At 46.0% G+C, this 19,772-nt stretch carries 15 protein-coding genes, 1 pseudogene and 1 riboswitch; of the genes and pseudogenes, 7 read left to right on the top strand and 9 right to left on the bottom strand.

What is annotated here, in order from left to right; translation table 11 throughout:
* Positions 1–99: 99 nt before the first annotated feature.
* Positions 100–244, top strand: a riboswitch (FMN riboswitch).
* 171 nt (positions 245–415) lie between these two features.
* Both ACWA2B_RS01270 and ACWA2B_RS01265 read left to right on the top strand, forming a co-directional pair.
* The gene (locus ACWA2B_RS01270; RefSeq protein WP_340954696.1) at positions 416–1,363 is read left to right on the top strand and encodes a DMT family transporter; all 948 of its coding nucleotides are present in this window, start codon (positions 416–418) and stop codon (positions 1,361–1,363) included.
* Positions 1,364–1,603: 240 nt separating this feature from the next.
* Positions 1,604–3,634 (top strand): methyl-accepting chemotaxis protein, encoded by a 2,031-nt coding sequence (locus ACWA2B_RS01265; RefSeq protein ID WP_165144886.1) that lies wholly within the window; start codon positions 1,604–1,606, stop codon positions 3,632–3,634.
* Positions 3,635–3,724: 90 nt separating this feature from the next.
* Here ACWA2B_RS01265 and ACWA2B_RS01260 read toward each other — a convergent pair whose 3' ends face one another.
* Positions 3,725–5,206, bottom strand: coding sequence for a carboxylesterase/lipase family protein (locus ACWA2B_RS01260; protein ID WP_341071795.1), 1,482 nt, complete (start codon positions 5,204–5,206; stop codon positions 3,725–3,727).
* Positions 5,207–5,359: 153 nt separating this feature from the next.
* Entirely contained in the window at positions 5,360–5,923 is a 564-nt protein-coding gene (locus ACWA2B_RS01255) for a GbsR/MarR family transcriptional regulator (protein ID WP_028543060.1), read from the bottom strand.
* A gap of 515 nt (positions 5,924–6,438) precedes the next feature.
* Between ACWA2B_RS01255 and ACWA2B_RS01250 the strand changes: the two genes are divergently transcribed.
* A complete protein-coding gene (locus ACWA2B_RS01250; protein WP_029516322.1) occupies positions 6,439–7,662 on the top strand; it encodes a quaternary amine ABC transporter ATP-binding protein in 1,224 nt (407 codons plus the stop codon).
* Positions 7,637–10,234, top strand: a complete 2,598-nt coding sequence (locus ACWA2B_RS01245) for a glycine betaine ABC transporter substrate-binding protein (RefSeq protein WP_340931638.1) — start codon at positions 7,637–7,639, stop codon at positions 10,232–10,234. The genes ACWA2B_RS01250 and ACWA2B_RS01245 overlap by 26 nt, the downstream gene beginning before the upstream one ends.
* A 97-nt stretch (positions 10,235–10,331) precedes the next feature.
* On the opposite strand, the gene ACWA2B_RS01240 is transcribed toward ACWA2B_RS01245, so the two are convergent.
* The 6 genes from ACWA2B_RS01240 to ACWA2B_RS01215 form a co-directional block, all read right to left on the bottom strand.
* Positions 10,332–11,555 carry an ABC transporter permease gene (locus ACWA2B_RS01240; protein WP_341071793.1) on the bottom strand — a complete coding sequence of 408 codons (1,224 nt, stop codon included), beginning with the start codon at positions 11,553–11,555 and terminating at the stop codon, positions 10,332–10,334.
* A gap of 1 nt (position 11,556) precedes the next feature.
* Positions 11,557–12,921: an HlyD family secretion protein gene (locus ACWA2B_RS01235; protein ID WP_341039052.1), complete on the bottom strand. Its 1,365-nt coding sequence runs from the start codon at positions 12,919–12,921 to the stop codon at positions 11,557–11,559.
* A gap of 23 nt (positions 12,922–12,944) precedes the next feature.
* The gene (locus ACWA2B_RS01230; RefSeq protein ID WP_069011115.1) at positions 12,945–13,529 is read right to left on the bottom strand and encodes a TetR/AcrR family transcriptional regulator; all 585 of its coding nucleotides are present in this window, start codon (positions 13,527–13,529) and stop codon (positions 12,945–12,947) included.
* Positions 13,530–13,785: 256 nt separating this feature from the next.
* Positions 13,786–15,150, bottom strand: coding sequence for an ABC transporter substrate-binding protein (locus ACWA2B_RS01225; protein ID WP_449291613.1), 1,365 nt, complete (start codon positions 15,148–15,150; stop codon positions 13,786–13,788).
* A gap of 124 nt (positions 15,151–15,274) precedes the next feature.
* Positions 15,275–16,096 carry a carbohydrate ABC transporter permease gene (locus ACWA2B_RS01220; RefSeq protein ID WP_029516315.1) on the bottom strand — a complete coding sequence of 274 codons (822 nt, stop codon included), beginning with the start codon at positions 16,094–16,096 and terminating at the stop codon, positions 15,275–15,277.
* Positions 16,093–17,058 carry a carbohydrate ABC transporter permease gene (locus ACWA2B_RS01215; protein WP_340931632.1) on the bottom strand — a complete coding sequence of 322 codons (966 nt, stop codon included), beginning with the start codon at positions 17,056–17,058 and terminating at the stop codon, positions 16,093–16,095. Before ACWA2B_RS01215 ends, ACWA2B_RS01220 begins: the two co-directional genes overlap by 4 nt.
* Positions 17,059–17,250: 192 nt before the next feature.
* Between ACWA2B_RS01215 and ACWA2B_RS01210 the strand changes: the two genes are divergently transcribed.
* The gene (locus tag ACWA2B_RS01210; RefSeq protein WP_318626944.1) at positions 17,251–17,571 is read left to right on the top strand and encodes a hypothetical protein; all 321 of its coding nucleotides are present in this window, start codon (positions 17,251–17,253) and stop codon (positions 17,569–17,571) included.
* Positions 17,572–17,684: 113 nt separating this feature from the next.
* Here the strand turns inward: ACWA2B_RS01210 and ACWA2B_RS01205 are convergent, their stop codons facing one another.
* Positions 17,685–18,059 (bottom strand): PH domain-containing protein, encoded by a 375-nt coding sequence (locus tag ACWA2B_RS01205; RefSeq protein WP_318626945.1) that lies wholly within the window; start codon positions 18,057–18,059, stop codon positions 17,685–17,687.
* Between the two features lie 371 nt (positions 18,060–18,430).
* Between ACWA2B_RS01205 and ACWA2B_RS01200 the strand changes: the two are divergent.
* Together ACWA2B_RS01200 and ACWA2B_RS01195 are read left to right on the top strand one after the other, a co-directional pair.
* Positions 18,431–19,223, top strand: a pseudogene (locus tag ACWA2B_RS01200) (polysaccharide deacetylase family protein).
* Positions 19,224–19,435: 212 nt separating this feature from the next.
* The gene (locus tag ACWA2B_RS01195; protein WP_318626948.1) at positions 19,436–19,741 is read left to right on the top strand and encodes a hypothetical protein; all 306 of its coding nucleotides are present in this window, start codon (positions 19,436–19,438) and stop codon (positions 19,739–19,741) included.
* Positions 19,742–19,772: the final 31 nt, after the last annotated feature.

Here is a 19,772-nt window from a genome sequence, read left to right as displayed (position 1 = left end):
CGAAAAATAGATGAAAATCATTGTTAGATATACACACATTTTTCACTGGACTTCATTCTAAAACAGGTATATCCTATAGGAGAAATTAAAAAACGGAATAAGGATCTTCGGGGTAGGGTGAGATTCCCAACCGGCGGTATGGCTCATGGAGCTAAGCCCGCGACTCTGTATCTAGCAACAGGATACAGACTGATTTGGTGAGATGCCAAAGCCGACGGTAAAGTCCGGATGGAAGAAGATCGAAATATCAACATGCCGCGAAGTGGATGAATGCTGCTTATTGGTTTTGCAGTAACTTCATTTAACTTGCATAAAGCGGCAAGTTTATTTGATCAACCCCCGTCTTGCATGGCCTTTCGCCATGGACGGGGGTTTTTGTGCCACCGGTCCTGTATTCGCAAGGAGCTAATTGAGTATGAGTCAATCTTCTACTGTACTAACATCCAAAGGTTTTGATCATAGCTCCCACATGAAAAGCGGTTTTTGGCTGGTCGCAATTGGGGCAGCCTTGTGGGGCGCTGATCCGCTGTTTCGTATTATTTTGCTAAAATCATTTACTTCAACACAAATTGTACTAATGGAGCATGTGCTGCTCTTCCTCGCTCTGACACCGATGCTGTGGAAGCATCGTGAGGAACTCAAAGCGGTACGGCTTCGTCAAGTTTTCGCTATTTTGTTCGTCTCGTGGGGCGGCTCGGCTCTGGCCAGCGTGATTTTTACCATGGCGCTCAGCAACGGTGATCTGAATGCTGTACTCTTACTCCAGAAGCTTCAACCATTGGTCGCTATTATTCTGGCCCGCGTTATATTGAAGGAAATGCTGCCGCGTCATTTTGGATTATTAATTGTCGTCGCTCTGTTCGGGACGTATCTTCTGACCTTCGGTTGGTCGCTCCCCTTCGGGCATGTTCGTGATTTTGTCCAGGTCGGTAGTCTACTTGCACTGGGTGCAGCGGTTCTGTGGGGCGGTTCGACAGTCATGGGAAGCTACTTGCTTCGTTCAATGAAATATGAAACGGTAACCTCCCTCCGCTTCATGGTGGCGCTCCCTCTGCTAATTGTCCTCACCTCTGTAGAGCATGCGCCATGGAATATGCCTGCCGGTACATGGGCAGGCGCAGCTGTGATTATCAACTTGCTATTGCAGGCATTGCTTCCGGGTCTTCTTAGCTTATTGCTGTATTACAAAGGCTTAAGTACGACCAAAGCGTCTTATGCTACGATGGCAGAATTGAGCTTTCCCATGGTGGGTGTCGTGATTAATTGGATCGCATTTCAGCAAATCGTTACTGTAGCGCAATTGACTGGTTTTATGCTCATCTGGATTACGCTCTTTATGATTTCACGTCAGCAAAAAAATTAACAGTTCAATGTCCCCTTCATGACTCACCCAAGCCAAATTGTGAAGATGCTTTTGCATCTCCGATTTGGCTTTTTATGTGTTCGCATTAATATTAATCATAGTTCTTTAGACCTGTTTTTCAAAAAAAGTGTCTAAAATATGCTACTATTTCTCGTTTCCCAATGATTACATCTATAAAATTCGTCGGTTTATGTCGAATAAAACAATGTAGTGATCATCAGACACAGAGGAGCAAGAACTATGACTAAAACAAAACAAACAGTTCCGTGGTGGAACAGGTTTCTCAAGCAGTTTTATTTAATGAGGACAAGATTAATAATATCTTTTTTAGCTGTGTTATTGATTCCGAGCGTACTTATCGGGTACTTTTCTTATCAGGGGGCTACGACACAACTCAGTCAGCAAATGGGCGGTTCCGTATACACGAATCTGTATCTGATCCGGAGCAATGTCAATCAGTATGTAGCGCCTATTATGAAAGACCTGGACGTGCTTACCACTGAAATCAATTCTGATTCCATTGGTACCAACCAAGAGACCCTTCAGAAAAAGTTAGATGTTATCGTCAAGGCTCACCCCGAGCTAGATGCAGCGCTTCTCGGCAATGAGAAGGGGCAATACATACGTTCGCCGAAAAAACAGGAGTCCGATTATGATCCCAGGGAGAGAAAATGGTACAAAAACGCGATGCTGGAAAAGGGTAAAGTATTCGTCGGTGTTCCAGTTGCCAGCGTCACGACAGGGAATTTAGTCGTTAATATATCGGGAACGCTGGAGGACGGTGAAGGAGCTGTTGCCCTGGCTTTGAACCTGGACAAAATGAGTGAAAGTCTGCAGTCTGTTAAGATTGGTGAGCGCGGAGGACTCATTATTGTTGATTCTGAACATAAAGTTGTATCTGGGACTGGAACAGCTTTCAACAAGACAGGCAAAAAAGCGGCTGACGCCATAGAAGGACTTCCCGAAGTGGCGACAACCGTCGAAAATGATACTCCTTCCATGTCGCAAATTCAATTTATGAATCGAGATATGCTGGCCTTTACACTTAAGGACCCTCTCACCGGTTGGAGCATTGTCGCACTGTCGGATCTGGAGGATTATAGTGATGCAGCCCAACCAATTCTGAAACAAAGCCTGATTGTGATTGTTATTTCCATACTTGCCGCGGCGATCATCATTGTGCTTATGGTCCGCTCATTCTTAATTCCGCTGCGCAAGCTGCAAGCAGGAACACGCATCGTCCGTGACGGAAATCTGACCGAACGTGTTAATCTATCCAGCAAGGATGAGTTCGGCGAACTGGCACAGAATTTTGACCAGATGACGCATTCCTTGCATACGATGGTCTCAGAGGTCAACCAAACCTCCTCCCGACTTGCTTCCTCTTCCCTGATAATCAAGGAAAGCACAGAGCAAACGACGGAGTCCGTACAACATGTAGCGGAAACGGTTATGGAATCCGCGGAAAATGCAGCCACCAGCGCCGAGGCATCCGAGCAGACCGCTAATGCCGTTGAAGAAATGGCGAAGGGTGTCAGCACCATTGCCGAATCGGCAAGCTCCATCGTGGATTCAGCAGGACAAACCGAGCATGATGTGGCTCAAGGCAGTCAAATGATCAGTAGTGTACGGACCCAAATGGACCGTATTCTGGAGGCTGTCAGCCAAACGGCTAGCCTAATGGATGAGCTATCCCAGCTCTCGGACGATGCGAAGCAGATGAATACGGCTATTGCCGCCATTGCCAAGCAAACCAATTTGTTGTCTCTGAACGCGTCTATTGAAGCTTCCAGAGCTGGCGAAGCCGGGCGTGGATTTGCCGTAGTCGCTATAGAGGTACGCAAGCTGTCTGAGCAATCCAAGGAAAGCGCGGATTCCATCAGTCAGATTATTACTCAGATGCTCGATTTGATTCAACGCTCTACCGCTACCATGAACGGTAATGTTCGTAACCAGGTAGGTGAAGGTATGCGTATTAGCCAAGATGCAGAAGGTGCATTTACGAATATTGAGCGCTCTACTTCTCATATCGTGGAACAAATTCAAAGTGTGTCCGCTGCTGCTGAACAAATCTCAGCCAGTACAGAGGAAGTCTCCGCCACTGTTACCCATTTGGCAAGCCTGTCTCGCAATTCGGCGGACAGCTCGCAGACAACATCTGCTGCTGCTCAGGAACAAATGGCAGCTATGGAGGAAATTGCCTCTTCGTCACAGGAGTTGTCCAACATGGCGCAGGATTTGCAACAGCTGGTTAAGCGATTTAAGATTTAACTTACTACTAACAAAAGCCTTCGTCCGTATACAAATTACGGGCGAAGGCTTTTTACATTTGAGTTCTTGATATGCTCTCTCTCTTGTTACTTATAGGGTCATCTGACCGGTTAAATGACGGCGTCTATCTCCTTCAGGGTCGTGCTCCACCTTAATATTCTGATGGAAAATAGCTGTAGTCCGCTCTTCTCTGTCGTACATCGGCCAAGCCCCCTCGGACAGCACTGGCTTCCCATCACGTGCAAAAGCAACCCATGCCTGCTGCATATCTTGAGCCAGCTTCTGCATCGAAGGTTGAATCTCTAATCCAAGCTTATCTAGCAGCTCCAGATTATCGAAAACAAACGCAATCTCTGCACCGTGAACCGCTTGTTCAAAGGTAGGATGCCCGGGCAATGTCCAATCAAAACGATACATCCATACAGGAGTATGCGCCGACTGAGCAACAGCAAGAGCCAACGCAGGACGCCAAAAAAATAGATCAGTCAACATTTGCGCCTGCCCCTCAATTGTAACCGGAAATGGTTCTATCAGATCGCCGATGTCTGACATGCCCGTCATCATTTCCAAAGCCTGACTCGCTGTTGACTTGTTCATTAGATGGGATTCTTTTCGGATGAAATAGGCCCCCTCATGCAAGTTCGTTCCAATCAAAACGGATACCTGTTTTGCTGAACCTTGCGCGATTGCAGACAGCGGTACATCTGGCAGGGTCACACCGTCGACAACGGGTTGATAGATCATCGCCATCCCTGGTCCGATGACTTCATATGTCTTCTCCATAGCTAGCATCAGCGCATCTGTCGGCAACGTAAACAACCGTTCTGGATGCTGAGTGTCCACACCCAGCTGCTGCAGATACACAGCCGTCACTTGCTCGGCCTGTGCAGTTGGCAATACCTGCGACGCACCGCTCTGTAAAATCGCACGCCGGAACAGTCCCTCAGCTGTTGGCATCGCCAATAAAGCGGCAATACTCATCGCCCCTGCCGATTCACCGAACACCGTTACTTCGTCCGGGTTACCGCCAAAGGCAGAGATGTGATCCCTAACCCATTCCAGCGCAGCGATCTGATCCAGTAGTCCCGCATTAGAGGTCAGTCCATCTCCCTTTGGAGTCAGATGCAAAAACCCTAACGGCCCCAATCGATAATTGATCGTAACAACCACAACATCGCCATTCTTCGCCATGCGTTCCCCGTCATATAAAGGTATAATCCCGGACCCCGTGACAAAGGCACCGCCATGAATCCACACCATCACTGGGCGTCCCTTCTCAGGAGCCTTCGAAGCAGGTGTCCAAATGTTCAGGTATAAGCAATCCTCTGACTGCTTAGGCGGTTCCACCAGATTTCCAGTCATACTTTCAGCGGATGGCATAGGTTGCGGACAGATTGGCCCAAAACTCGTCGCAGCCCGCACACCCTCCCAAGACTCCAAAGGCTGGGGCGCGTGAAAACGCAGTTTTCCAATAGGAGGCCGTGCATATGGGATACCTTTCCATACATGATATCCATTTCCTGATTCCCCACGCAATTGACCTAGACGAGTATGTACTATAATACTCTCCATCATGAAGCCCCCTTTATTTCGTAAGTTCAACACAACGGTATAATATCAATCTTTACATATCTCTATTATACCCTTTGCACACGGCCAAACCAAAAAATACCGGAAGCACTTTTGCGCTCCGGCATTTTTATAAACAAGATAGCGAAATAGCGATTAATCCCGAACTTCTTCTTTTGGAATCAGCTTGTAAATTTCTTCGCTTTCCATAGAGTCAATTAGTCGATCTAGCCACTTGTAATAAGCGACGGCCTGCTTCATTTTCATACGATCTTGCTGAAGAATCGCCTTAAATTCCTCGTACTCTTCACCCTGATTCATCAATCTGTCCAGCTCATCAATGGCTTTGCGCAACACCAGTAAATTTGTTTCTACCGCTTTTCTCCATTTAATAGCGAAGAAGTCAGTAAATGTTTGATGCCAGTCATATTCAACTTCATACAAATCCTTGCGTGAGCCTTTGCTCCATACCTTATTTACCATTTTCAGATCCAATAATGTGCGAACCCCTGTACTCATGCTCGTTTTGCTCATTTCCATTTCACGGCCCATCTCGTCCAGCGTCATTGGTTTATCCGCAAAAAAAAGCAAACCGTATAAATGCCCCGCAGACAAAGTAATCCCATACAGGTCCATGTTTTTACCTATAGCTTCTATGACACGTTTGCGAATTTTTTGCAGCGAAGCCTGCTGCTCATCACCTAACTGGTACAAGCTCATGCTTGCAACCTCCTAATTTTAGAGCATTTTGCACAACCTAGTATGAACGATTTACCCGTAAAAGATTAGCTTTGACGCAATATATGAAATCTTTCAACAATAAATGAAATGTTTCAAAAGCAAAGCTTCTGTCTATATTACAACAGCATGGGTCGTTCAAAATCATAATTCGCAAAATTGCTAATGATAGTAAACTTTTTAAATTATGGATATACATAAATCTTTTTCTTATGGTTATATTTCATTGTCTATTTTAAAAAAAGCACTATCGGTTGTAAAGTTCCGAATGTTTGAGCATTCTATAGAACGAAGGAGCATATCGAAGGAAACTTTGTACAGTTTTTTCTGTACGTACTTTATGAACAGTTTTTTTGTTTGAAATGTAAGCAATGCTTCTGTTACAATTAATTTTGTCATTAACCGTTCAGGATGTTCAGAATTATGATTTTTATACTCAATCCTTAATGCAACATGGGGTTAATACCAAGCAAAGTATAGAAAGAAGAGGTGTATGTATGACGATTTTGGAAGTCAAAAATGTCAGCAAACTCTTTGGTCCTCACGCAGAGCAAGGTGTTCCGCTCCTGGAGCAAGGCTGGGGCAAGGAAAAGTTGGCCAAAGAAAAACAGATTACTGTTGGTGTCAATAAGGCCAACATGGAAATTAAGCAAGGTGAAATTTTCGTAATTATGGGGCTATCGGGCAGTGGCAAGTCTACTTTAGTGCGAATGCTAAATCGCTTGATTGAGCCTACCTCCGGTGAAATTCTGGTCCACGGCAAAGATCTCCGTAAGATGAACAAAGAACAACTTCGCGAAGTTCGTCGTAAAACCATCAGCATGGTTTTTCAAAAATTCGCCCTGTTCCCACATCGGACTGTACTAGAAAATGTAGAATATGGTCTTGAAATTCAAAAGGTAGAAAAAGCACAGCGTCAGGAAAAGGCGCAACAAGCGCTGGAACTGGTTGGTCTTAAAAACTGGGGCGATAAAATGCCCGATGAATTAAGTGGCGGTATGCAACAGCGTGTCGGTCTGGCACGAGCGCTGGCTAATGACCCTGAAGTGCTCCTGATGGATGAAGCATTCAGTGCATTGGACCCTCTCATTCGCCGTGACATGCAGGATGAGCTGTTGGAGCTTCAAGATAAAATGAAGAAAACCATTGTGTTTATCACCCATGATCTGGATGAAGCGCTGCGGATTGGTGACCGGATTGCATTGATGCGAGACGGTGCGGTCGTACAAATCGGTACACCGGAAGAAATTATGATCCAACCGGCTAACTCTTATGTAGCCCGCTTCGTCGAGGATGTGGATCTGTCCAAGGTATTGACGGCTGCTCATGTCATGCTTCGTCCAGAAACCATCACCATGGATCGTGGTCCGCGTGTGGCTCTGGAATTGATGCGGGAGCGTGGGATTTCCAATTTGTTCGTCATTGACCGCACCAAAAAGCTACTGGGTGTTATTAACGCCGAGGATGCTGTTCATGCACTGCGCAATAATTTGAAAATTGAAGATATTTTGATCACGGACGGACCGCAGGTTGCTGCCGAGACAGTCATTAATGATTTATTTGAAATTACAAGCTCGTCCAAGGTGCCGCTGGCTGTGGTCGATGACAAGCAAAAGCTGCTGGGCGTTATCGTCCGTGGAGCATTGCTCGGCGCACTTGGTGGAGATGTTACCACTACGAAGGAGGTGAATGCCCATGATACCGAAACTGCCAATCGCTGAGTGGATTCAATCCATTGTAGACTGGATGGGTATTCATCTGGCTGGATTGTTTAATGTTATTTCTTCCATTATAGAAGCTGTAGTTGGCTTTTTCTCAGGCCTGTTCATGCTTCCGCACCCTCTGGTGTTCATCGTAATCATCGGGATTATCGCCTTTATGATCGGGCGGGTTCAGCTTACGCTATTTACTGTCATCGGCTTCCTGCTGATTGATAATCTTGGTTATTGGAGTGAAACAATGAATACGCTCGGACTGGTCATCACGTCTGCGCTCGTATCCATTGTTATCGGGATTCCCATCGGGATCTGGTGTGCATACAGTAAATCGGCATCACGCATTATCACGCCTTTACTTGATTTTATGCAGACGATGCCTGCGTTCGTGTACTTACTCCCAGCGGTTACCTTTTTCAGCCTGGGTGTTGTGCCGGGTGTTATCGCATCTGTTATCTTTGCTATCCCCCCAACCATTCGCATGACCAACTTGGGGATTATGCAAGTATCAGGTGAGCTGATCGAAGCATCAGACGCTTTTGGTTCAACATCTGCGCAAAAGCTGTTCAAAGTTCAGCTTCCACTTGCATTGCCTACCTTAATGGCTGGTATTAACCAGACGATTATGCTGTCACTGTCTATGGTTGTCATTGCTTCCATGATCGGTGCGGAAGGCATCGGTGCTGTTGTGTACCGTGCTGTGACACAGCTGCAAATCGGTAAAGGTTTTGAAGCCGGCTTAGCTGTTGTCGTTCTGGCTATTGTGCTTGACCGTTTTACGCAAAACCTGTTTAAACCTACGCAAAAAGGCAAAAGCCGCGTATCCAGCAAGCAAAAAGTATGGATTACTTCTGCAGTTACAGCTGTCATTCTGATCGCTGGTGCATCCCAATATTTTGTTGGAACGGATCATTCCGCATCTGGCAAAGGTAACGCTGCTGCCAACCCGGTTGGCGAAGAAGTCGGTTACAAAATTATCGGTATTGATGCCGGGGCAGGCATTATGAAATCGACTGCCAAAGCAATTCAAGACTACAATTTGTCTGATTGGAAGCTGGTTGAAGGTTCCGGTGCAGCTATGACGGCCACACTAGACAAAGCCATTAAAGCGAAAAAACCGATCATTATTACAGGTTGGACTCCACACTGGATGTTCAACAAGTATGATCTCAAATATTTGGAAGACCCTAAGAAGTCTTATGGTGAAGCCGAGGGGATTCATACGATTGCCCGTAAAGGCTTGCAGCAGGATGCTCCTATCGCTTATGAGTTTCTAAAACGTTTCAAATGGACACCAGAAGATATGGGTGAAATGATGGTCGCCATTCAAGCCGGAACCAGTCCTGAGCAAGCTGCCAAGGATTGGGCGGAGAAACATGCCGACAAGGTTCAGGAATGGACTCAAGGACTGCAACCTGTCAATGGTGACACCTTCAAGCTAAGTTATGTGGCTTGGGATTCTGAAATTGCCAGCACGAATTTGCTAAGTTATATTTTGGAGAACAAACTGGGTTACAAAGTAACAGCACTTCAAGTTGAAGCAGGTCCTATGTGGACGGGTGTCGCTAGTGGTGATGTAGATGCTTCACCGGCTGCATGGCTGCCGTTAACACATGCGGATTACTGGGCTAAATACAAGGATAAGCTCGACGATCTTGGGGCTAATATGAGCGGTGTTAAAACCGGATTGGTCGTTCCAGCTTACATGGATGTTAAATCGATTACTGATTTGCAGGATAACGGAGCCGAAGCGGCTCCGGCTTCCGCCACAACTGGAGACTTTGGCAAAGAGGTCGGCTACCGCATTGTCGGTACCGACCCTGGCGCCGGACTAATGAAGCTGACCGCTAAAGCTATGAATGACTATGGCTTATCCGACTGGAAGCTGCTTGAAAGCTCTGGAGCTGCTATGACTGCTACACTGGATAAAGCTATCAAAGCCAAGCAGCCTATCGTCGTAACAGGTTGGACACCTCACTGGATGTTTAACAAATATGATTTGAAATACTTGAAAGATCCTAAAAAAGCGTACGGTGATAAGGAAGAAATTCATACAATCGCCCGCAAAGGTTTGAAGCAGGATGCTCCTGTGGCTTATGAATTTCTAAGCCGATTTAAGTGGACTGCTGAAGATATGGGTGAAGTGATGATCGCGATTCAGGACGGTACTGCCCCACAGCAGGCTGCCAAGAATTGGGCTGATAAACATCCTGACAAGGTTCAGGAATGGATCAAGGGTCTGCAGCCCGTCAACGGCGATCCTTTGAAGCTAAGCTACGCTGCTTGGGATTCTGAAATTGCCAGTACGAACGTATTGAAATATGTATTGGAACAAAAATTGGGCTATAAAGTAACAGCTCTGCAAGTGGAAATCGGCCCGATGTGGACTGGCGTAGCTGGCGGAAGTGTAGATGCTACCGCAGCCGCTTGGCTTCCATTGACGCATGCTGATTATTGGGCTCAATACAAGGATAAGGTGGATGACATCGGAACCAGCATGACTGGCGTTATGTCCGGGCTTGTCGTTCCATCCTATGTGCCGATTGATTCTATCGAGGATCTTCAGCCGCCGCAATAATATTTTTTCTGCTTTTAAACCATACGAACAAGCAAAAGGCAGATCAGGGTTTACTCCTGATCTGCCTTTTTGTGATATCCAATATTTAGAGTTGCTCTCAGCCTTTTAGCGTGAATCCTTCTTGAGCGGACACTTCGGCATGCTGCTCTGTCGTCTGGTGCTGTCTAAAGAATAACGGATAGATCGCGAAAGACACCAGCAGACTTACACAACCAATGACGCCTAGAGCAATCATATCTTTGAAAATGTATGTGATATCCAGTCCTTTGAGCGTGATGTTCCGTACAGCATCCAGGTAATACGTCAGTGGCAATATCTCAGCAAGCCCCCGCAAGAAGCCGGGCATTGCCTCTAATGGCCATGTATAGCCTGACAGCATAAAGGAAGGAACAGCAATCAGCATCAGAGTTTGGGTCGCATCTACTCTGGTTTTGGAAAAGAGACTGAACAGGAAGCCTAATCCGCACAAGGCAAAGTTAAAAACCAGCGACACTAAAATCAACGGCAGTACCTGTCCCCTGAACGGAATATCGAAGCATAAAGCGCTGATACTGAATACAGTCAGCACATTGAAAGCTCCCGCTGCATAATACGGTGCCAGTTTGGCAATAGCCAAACGCCAAGGGGTATTTCTCCATGCGCCAAATCTTCCCCAAGTCCCTGCTTCCTTATCACGCGTGCAAGACAACGCAATACCTAGCAGCAAACACTGCTGGAGAGCCGCAGAAATAACCCCCAACGGCATGAAAAGCTTATAATCATATACTGGGTTAAATAGCACTCTGGATCGGAACGGGATGGTAGTCAGCGTCGACGCGGCCTGATCGGCGTTCATTCCCTTTTGTTTCATGGAATTGACTGATACTCCGGCACTCACGCTACTAATAACCTGATTCGCAATCCGACTGGCACTATTGGAATACATCATATTACTGCCGTCAATCAGCGTGAGCACGGGTGGATTCTCCCCATGCTTAAGCCGAGTGGTAAAGTTGTCGGGAATGACGATTCCGACCTTAGCTTCTCCAGCCTCTACTTGACGGACTACATCATCCTGATTGTTTGCTTGCCGTGTAACGGAAAATGAATCGGTCGAATCAAACGCCTGAATGATCTGGCGACTGAGCTGCGAATTATCTCCGTCGTACACGGTGACAGGCATCTCGGTAATCCGCTGATGTGAATACAGGAAGCCGAATAGTATCGTATACACAATCGGCGTAATCAGCAGAATAGCCATAAAGCGGCGGTCCCGGAAGATGCTCAGCCATTCCTCGCGAAACACATCGCGGATACGAAGTCTTTCCTGTGAATCCTGCATATTACTGCGCCCCTTTGCCTGTAAACAGAACCGTGGAGCCTGTTGGAACCGATGCAGCAAGGTCTGGCAATGCTACTTTAACACCGAAGGAACGGACATCCTTGTCACCGGAGCTTTGGCTCGGTTTTTGAATGGCAAAGTCAGCAGCCGATTCTAACAGAATGACTTTACCCTTCAGCTCCTTACCGCCAGACAGCAATTTAATTTGGACTGTATCCCCTGCTTGAAGACCGTTCAGAGACGTTTCAGGTACATAGAATTTAGCCCAACGTTGTGTCGAAGTTTCAATGGTATAAACCGGGAACCCTGCACTAGCCATTTCACCTAAGCTAAGCGACTTGGATTTTACGATTCCATCCTCGGACGCACGCAGCGTAGTGTAGCTCAAATAGGTCTGAGCCTCTTGAAGTGCGGCTTCCGCTTGGGCTACCTGTGCATTGGCACCTGCAACCGCAGATTGAGCCTGCTCAACTGTGGATTGCGCCGCCTTCACCGCAGATTGCGCTTGTTCTACCGAAGCCTGAGCGGCTTTGACATCTTCCTGTTGCAGAGCAACTTTGCCCGCTCCTGCCTGTGCTTCCTTCACCGCAGCCAAGGCTTGACGGTATTGAGCTTCAGCCGCCGTAATTTCCTCCTTGCGGCTTCCCTCCCGTGCCATATCCAATTTTTGCGACTCCGCATTATACTTGGCCACTGCCTGTTGATGTTCCAATGTCGCTTGATCCAAAGATGCCTGGGTTGCTGCACCGGCTTCTTGAAGCTTTTTGGCACGCTCCAGATTTTTAACGGTCAGGTCCAGCGTTTCCTTGGCTACCTTTACAGATACTTGCAATTGCTCAAGCTCCTGTGGTCTTGCCCCGCTCTTGAGGGCATCCAGTTTTGCCAAGGCGGCGTTCGCAGCCGCTTTGGCCTGTTCAATCTGGCTGGAGGAAGCCTCTGCGGTCACACTGACCGATGTCGTGCCTTGGCTTTTCTTGGCCTGAGCAGCACTCACAGTAGCCTGTGCCTGGCCTACGCCTGCTTGAGCCTGCAACACTCCAGCTTTTGCTTTGGATACATTACTCTTGGCTGCCAGCAATGCCGCCTGTGCCTGCTTCACCTTATCTTCCAACTCGCGACTTTCCAGATGGGCTAACACCTGCCCTTTTTTAACCTGATCGCCTTCTTTGACGAGCATCTGGTCAATCCGTCCTGCCATTTTAAAGCTGGCATTGAGGGTATCCGACTCCACATAAGCCGTAGGAATGGAAGAAGACTGATCCGCAGACAAGCTGCTTCCACCCCGTGGAAGAGCAGTTAAGGCATATATCCCAACCGCGATTAAAATAATAAGTACGACATAAATCGTATACTTTTTAGCTTTCATGTTTTCATCACTCCATCTGTATATTAATGTTGCATGCCCAATGCATTACACACAAAAACTTCAATACTTTCACGAACCTCTTGCAGATTCATCGTTTCGCCCCAAACCATTGACCTCATCGGTGCAAAAATGTAAATCCCAAATAAGCAATTGGCTGTTGTTTTGGCATCCAGCTTACTTGAAATTTTCCCATGAAACTTGCCGGAATCGATCTCTGCCTCCATAAAATCAAAATAGTCAGCCAGCACCTGCCTAATATTAAAATGCTGCTCTTGCGAAACCCAGCCCTTACTGACCAATAGACGGCAAAAGTCCGGTTCTCTCACAATAAACTCAATATGTACTTGGATTAGCTTGCGAATCCTAAGCTCCACCTGATCTTTAGGAGTATGAGCCATTGCTTCATGGATATCCCGGACAAAACGCTCCATCCCCATCTTCAAAATGTAAATGTACAATTCTTGCTTGTTTTTAAAATTGTAATACAGGGTTCCTTTGGCTATGCCACAAACTTTGGCAATTTCCTCCATATTTGTTTCATTAAATCCTCGTTCAGAAAAAGCTTTGAGTGCGCCGTTAAAAATAATTTCCTTTGTCTGCTGTTTCATGCTTCCTCCTTTTTTGAACTGACCGTCCAGTACAAAAATTATGTATTTATTATAAGCCCATTTTTAGTTATCCAGCAATAGGAAAAATGAAAATATTTCATTTTAGACAATTCGTCTAAACGCTTATTCTAAAAGTGAAAATGCAAAAACGGATCGAATAAGTGAGGGGGTCACTCATTCGATCCGCTATGTCATAAAATCGGATGATAAGGAGGCGCATTCTACGGATTATCATCTGATTTTAAGGGAAGGCCGACTATTTTTTCACGGTTTGATTATATTGCGCAATTTTGCCTGTGATTTCTTGGGTAGCTTGATCCAATGCCTGTTTGGGCTGTTGCTGGCCACTCAGCACAGCCTCGATTGCACCTTCGACGATTTGACGCGCTTCTGGGAATACGCCCATCACTGCGCCCTGTGTAGCGGTGGATTGTGCCGATGCATGCAATTGATCAACCGCCGTCTGGAATTGCGGATATTTTACCATATTGTCTTTAAGTACCTTTTCGTCATAGGCCGCTTTCGTGATCGGGAAGTACCCGGTATTCACACTCCATTGTGCCTGTACAGCTGGGGAAGCGACGAATTTAATGAACTCCCATGCTGCCTTCTGCTGGGCTTCGGGCTTGTTGTTCATGATGTACAAGCTTGCGCCGCCTACAACCACGCCGCCTTCTTTAGCTTCATTGGCTCTTGGCAGGAATCCTGTGCCTACTTCAAATTTATCGCCAACCTGCTCCACAATATTACGCAGCGAAGCGGTGGAATCCAGCGTCATTGCAATTTGCCCTGCGGAAAAAGCCTTTGCCGTATCGTCCGAGTTACGTCCCAGATTGGATACAACCTTTTCATCGATCATTTTCTTCCACCACGTTAGGGTTTTTACACCTACATCCGAATTCAGCATGGATTCCGTTGCCGCTTGATCACGACCATTGCCATTATTCACATAATCTGCGTTCTGATTGGCAAACAGTTGTTCCATAAACCAGCCGTAGATGGCAATGGAAGCACCGGATTTACCATCCTTGCTCAAGGCTTTAGCAGCCTTTTCGAACTCATCATACGTTTTCGGAGGATTAGCTGGATCAATTCCTGCGGCTTTGAATGCATCCTTGTTGTAATATAAAATCGGGTTTGACGTATTGAACGGCATCGCGTTCAGTTTACCATCAATCGTATAGTATCGTGTAATATTCGGCTCTAGCTGTGACAGATCGAACTTGTCTGCATCAATAAATTGTTGTACGGGTGTGATCATTTTGGAGTCGATCATGAATTTACTACCGATTTCATATACCTGAATGATGTCCGGTCCGCTGCCGGAACCAAGCGACGCTTTCAGCTTGTTCAAGCTGTCATCATATTTGCCTTGATATACCGGCTCTACCTGAATGTCCTTATGACTGGCGTTAAAATCAGCGGCGATCTGCTTGATTGCTTTTTCACCGTTACCGGACATCGAATGCCACCAAGTCAGCTTCACTGGGGAAGCCGCTGCTGCTCCATCACTACCATTACTCGGCTTCTCTGCAGCAGTATTATTGCTACAACCTGCTGCAACCACCATGGCAGTCAGAATAAGCAGGGTCAATGCACTTTTCAGACAAAAAAATCTCATAATCTCTCTTCTCTCCCTTTGATTAAATGATTCTTGAATTGGCATTCTCTTGCGATATTCTTGTGTGTTGAAGCTCTGTATATGGGCTGCTTGCGCAGGTGTTGCTTTCTTTTGACATATGTGGTCAGCCTTTAAGTGCACCCGCTGCCATTCCACGAACCAACTGTTTTAGTCCAAAGATCAGCAGGAGCAGAGACGGTAAAATGACAAGAGCCGTACCCGCAAATACCAGATTCCATGAAGTCGATTCCTGAAATTCGAGCATGGATATTCCAATCTGTACTGTACGCATATTCTCGCTATTGGTGATCAGTAAAGGCCAGAGATACGAATTGTACATATTCAGGAACGAATACACAGCCAGTGTTCCGAGCGCAGGGCGCGATAACGGAAGCACATGGAACAGAAAGTAACGGATATGTCCGCACCCATCCATACGAGCCGCCTCGAACAGTTCCTTGGGAAGCTGGAGAAAAAATTGCCTTAACAGGAATGTCCCGAATGCCGTCGCCAGAAAAGGAACCGTCAACCCTTGATATGTATCAAGCCAATTCCAGCTCCGTACCGTCAGGTAGTTTGGAATAATGGTCACTTCCCAAGGGATCATCATTGTCGCAACAAACATGCTGAAAATGAAGTTTTTTCCCTTGAATTCCATTTTGGCAAAGGCATAGGCCGCCAAGCTCGCTGTAATCAGTTGCCCAATCATTGTAAGACCCGAAATGAGAAATGTATTTCCAATAAAGGCTGCAATCGGAACGATTTCAAACACTTCAGTAAAATTGGCCATATGAAAAGAATGCGGGAAAAAGCTTGGTGGGTAAGCGCTCGCTTCCTCGGGAGACATGACTGCCATAAAAAACGTATATATAACCGGATACAAAATGAGAGCAGCTGCAATCGTAAGCAGCACATATAGCAATGTAGAATTCAGGTGTCGTTTCATTGGTAATGCACCTTTCTTTCCACCCATTTGAACTGAATCATCGTGAGCAGCAGAATGACAGCAAACAAGACAATGGCCTGCGCGCTCCCCGTTCCGAACCGGAAATTAACGAAAGCTTCCTGATAGATGGAATACACAAATACATTCGTACTGTTCACCGGACCGCCTTTGGTCAAAATGTTAATTTGAGCAAAAGACTGGAAGGCTCCAATGATGGAAACTACGGTCACAAAAAAGATCGTCGGTGATAACAGTGGCATGGAGATACGCCAGAACGTGACGAGCGGTCCAGCCCCGTCCATTTTGGCACTCTCATACATGTCATCTGGAATCCCTTGAAGTCCGCTCGATAAGATAATGTAATTGAAGCCAAGATTCATCCAGATGGTCATTATGGCTACTGAGAACAGCGCCCAATCCGGGCTGGTCAGCCACGGAACCGGATTGATATGTAGGAGGGAAAGCACATAGTTGAGCATCCCCAGTGTCGGATGAAAAAGAAATTTCCAAATGACCGCAGATGAACCGACCGACAACACCATCGGCAGCGAAAAGGCAAACTGGAAGATACGCATTCCCCGCAATTTACTGTGTGTAAGTGCAGCCAGTACCAGCGCCAATAAAATACCTACTGGTACGGTTAACAGTGCAAACAGGAGTGTCACCTTAATCCCTTGCAGAAACAGTCCCGAGCTGAAAAGTGTAGTGAAATTATCTAATCCTACATATGCTGCAACGTTTCCTGCGGGATCTGTAGAATGCAAGCTGAGATAAACGGACTTGATCATCGGATAAAACATAAATACAGCAAACAAAATAAGCGATGGAGCCAAAAAGGTATACGCCAGCGCGTTTTCGCGCAGTCTTTGAATTTTTAGCGAACCCGTGCGTATGCGGGCTTTAGACGAAGTCTGTTGCTGACTCCTCGTCCCCAGTCCCATAGATTTGTTAAGCTCACCCAAAACGGAGCGCCCCTTTCTTTTCAAACCAACCTCAGTAAGTGTATCGTTTCGATGTAAAGGGAACGTCAAGTGGGCTGGAGTAAAATGTTAATGTTTTTCCTTTTTGTAAAAGCAACTCTCTATAGGTATGAGCACAAGGACATAGACTTCTGCATATGATGCATCATTACATGGTATGGAGGTTAGAGGCGAATGCCGTACAACACCGTCAGTCCGCAAACTTTATATCAAGCTAGACCGGAATTACAGACCGAACTCAAAAAGATCCGCGATCATTTGCATTATCAATTAAGCCCCTACATGAATCATACGGTTAGGGTACAAACGATGGATCATCAAGTATATGAAGGAACGATTGTGCACATCGATGCGGATCATTTGTATCTGAGAGTTCCTCAGCAATATCACTCACCCTTCCCAGGCACCACGACTCCGAATCGCTCCTATGCCTACAACAATGTCATTTTGCCGCTTGTGTTATATAATTTATTGGTTATAACCCTGTTGAGCTAGCGCTCGTTCCATCTCTCTCTAACTAAAAGACAAAAAAACCTCCAAATTCGATAAGTAGCCACCCTTGGCATATTACGAAGTTGGAGGTTTTAGTTATTTGTTTTCCATAATCATTAGTTCTCACAAGAGATACCTGCTTCTTGCTCTAGTACAGCTACAAATCCCTCTATACCCTCTCCACTCGGCAGATGGGTGAACACCTCGTTCACACCCTGATTGATTAGCGTGATGTTTCCCCTAGTACCCGACAAATCCTCATCCAGCTTAGCCAGTGAAATATGGTGATAATTAATGAACTTGACCCAAGGAGTACCCATAGTACAGGAATAAAAAATGATTCGTTCGGACGTCACAGCCAGCATTCCATGAAGCGATATCCTTTGGGAGCTCTGCTGCAAATCATACGTACACCCCATATATGATCGAATGTGTTCGCCCGCTTCTAACGTCAGACTAATAGCTCGCAGCTCTTTTTCTTTTGTTTGCATCCCGTCTCATCTCCTGTTGGAAGTTCAGGAACGAGTCGCAACTCCTTGACCTCAGATCAGCTTTTGCGGCTTGTCCCGTCGACCTCTTCATTTTTCGTCAGATTAAGACTCTCACGAACTGGACAATGACCTACCTCAACTGCACATTGAAACCAAGGATGGATATGTACAACTTAACATGGGTACAGGATGTTATCAACAAGCAAGCTATCACTCTTTTTAAGCATAACTCTGTAATCTGCGTCTTATTGAAGAAACAATTAGATCCAATTTTAAGTGATTGGAATTGATGAATTTCAGAACCGAAGAATGATATACGCTTCTTCTTGGCAAGCTAATGTGAGAATACGTTAGAACGGAGAAGAAGCCTGATGAAATATGACCGATTACTATCTGCAAGTATCGCTGTTTCCTTGTTTTGTGCCAGCTTGTGCCCCACAACCTATACAAATACTGCACAAGCCGCATCTTACACCTCCCCTACTCCTACAAAGGGAAGAGCCTATTATGAAGAACGCGGCGACATTGTATGGGAAGTTCCTACCCATCGCAAGTTGATTGCCCTCACATTCGACGACGGACCGGATGGAAGCAATACGCCTGCCATTTTGGATTTGCTTAAAGAATACGATGCTAAAGCGACCTTTTTTGTCGTCGGCAGTCGTGTAGAAAAGCTGCCTCACCTTGTCAAGCGGGAACGAGAAGAAGGGCATGAAGTTGGCAACCATACCTTCCTTCACTCATCCTTTCAGTATATTTCTCGCAACAAAGCTCTGTCCGAATTGGATCAAGCTCAGGCGAGCATCGTACAGGCAACTGGTGCGGGGACCCATCTTTTTAGGCCACCCGGCGGCTCCTATACCGATTCGCTGGTCAAGCTCTCCAAGGAGAAAGGTCTCAAAATTATTTTATGGTCCTGGCATCAGGATACCTTAGATTGGCGAAAACCCGGTGTACATCGTATCGCTAATAAGGTCCTTCGCAATGTCCGTAACGGCGACATCGTCCTTATGCACGATTATGTATATAAAAGTACACAAACCGTCGAAGCCCTGAAAATCATTTTGCCCGAACTAAAAAAAAAGGGGGTTTACCTTCGTCACTGTGTCTGAGCTGCTTGCCAATCGTAAGACGCCCGAAGGACTGATTGAAGTGAATAAATAGTAGATAGAAACAAAAAGACTCCGCCAGTTACTCGCCGACGGAGTCTAATTACTATATGTGACACCCAAAGGACTAATTAAGTTCAATAGTTGAAGAGATAGGTATTTGTAATATAGTCCTTTTATATGAAATTCTTGGTTACACAATACGTTCTTTTTACGGCAACTATACTTACGAATTACAATTACAACTATTTAAAGGAGGCAATTACAATGAAAAAAGCAATATTGACTGTAGCGTCCCTTGCTGTATTTCTGTCAGCAGGATCGATGGTTTCTGCGGCTGCACCCGCAACAGAAAAACACGAGCAAAAAATGCATCAACATAAGGTTCATGCAAAACATGAACACAAGATGCATGCCAAGAGCAAGCATGAGAAAATACACAAGCTACATGCGCGTGAAGCTGCTCCTGCCAAAATCATAGGAGAAAAAAGTATTCATGCGAAAAGTTTGAAAGCAAAGGCAACAAAATTACCAAAAACCGGATTCGGTGGCGCGAGCGAGCAAATGAATTAGGGAGGGTTAAAAGGAGAGGGTTAGCTTTATT

The sequence above is a fragment of the Paenibacillus sp. CMM36 genome (assembly GCF_053570945.1).
The sequence above is the reverse complement of the archived record's forward strand: the minus strand, read 5'-3'. Positions and strand labels throughout refer to the sequence as shown.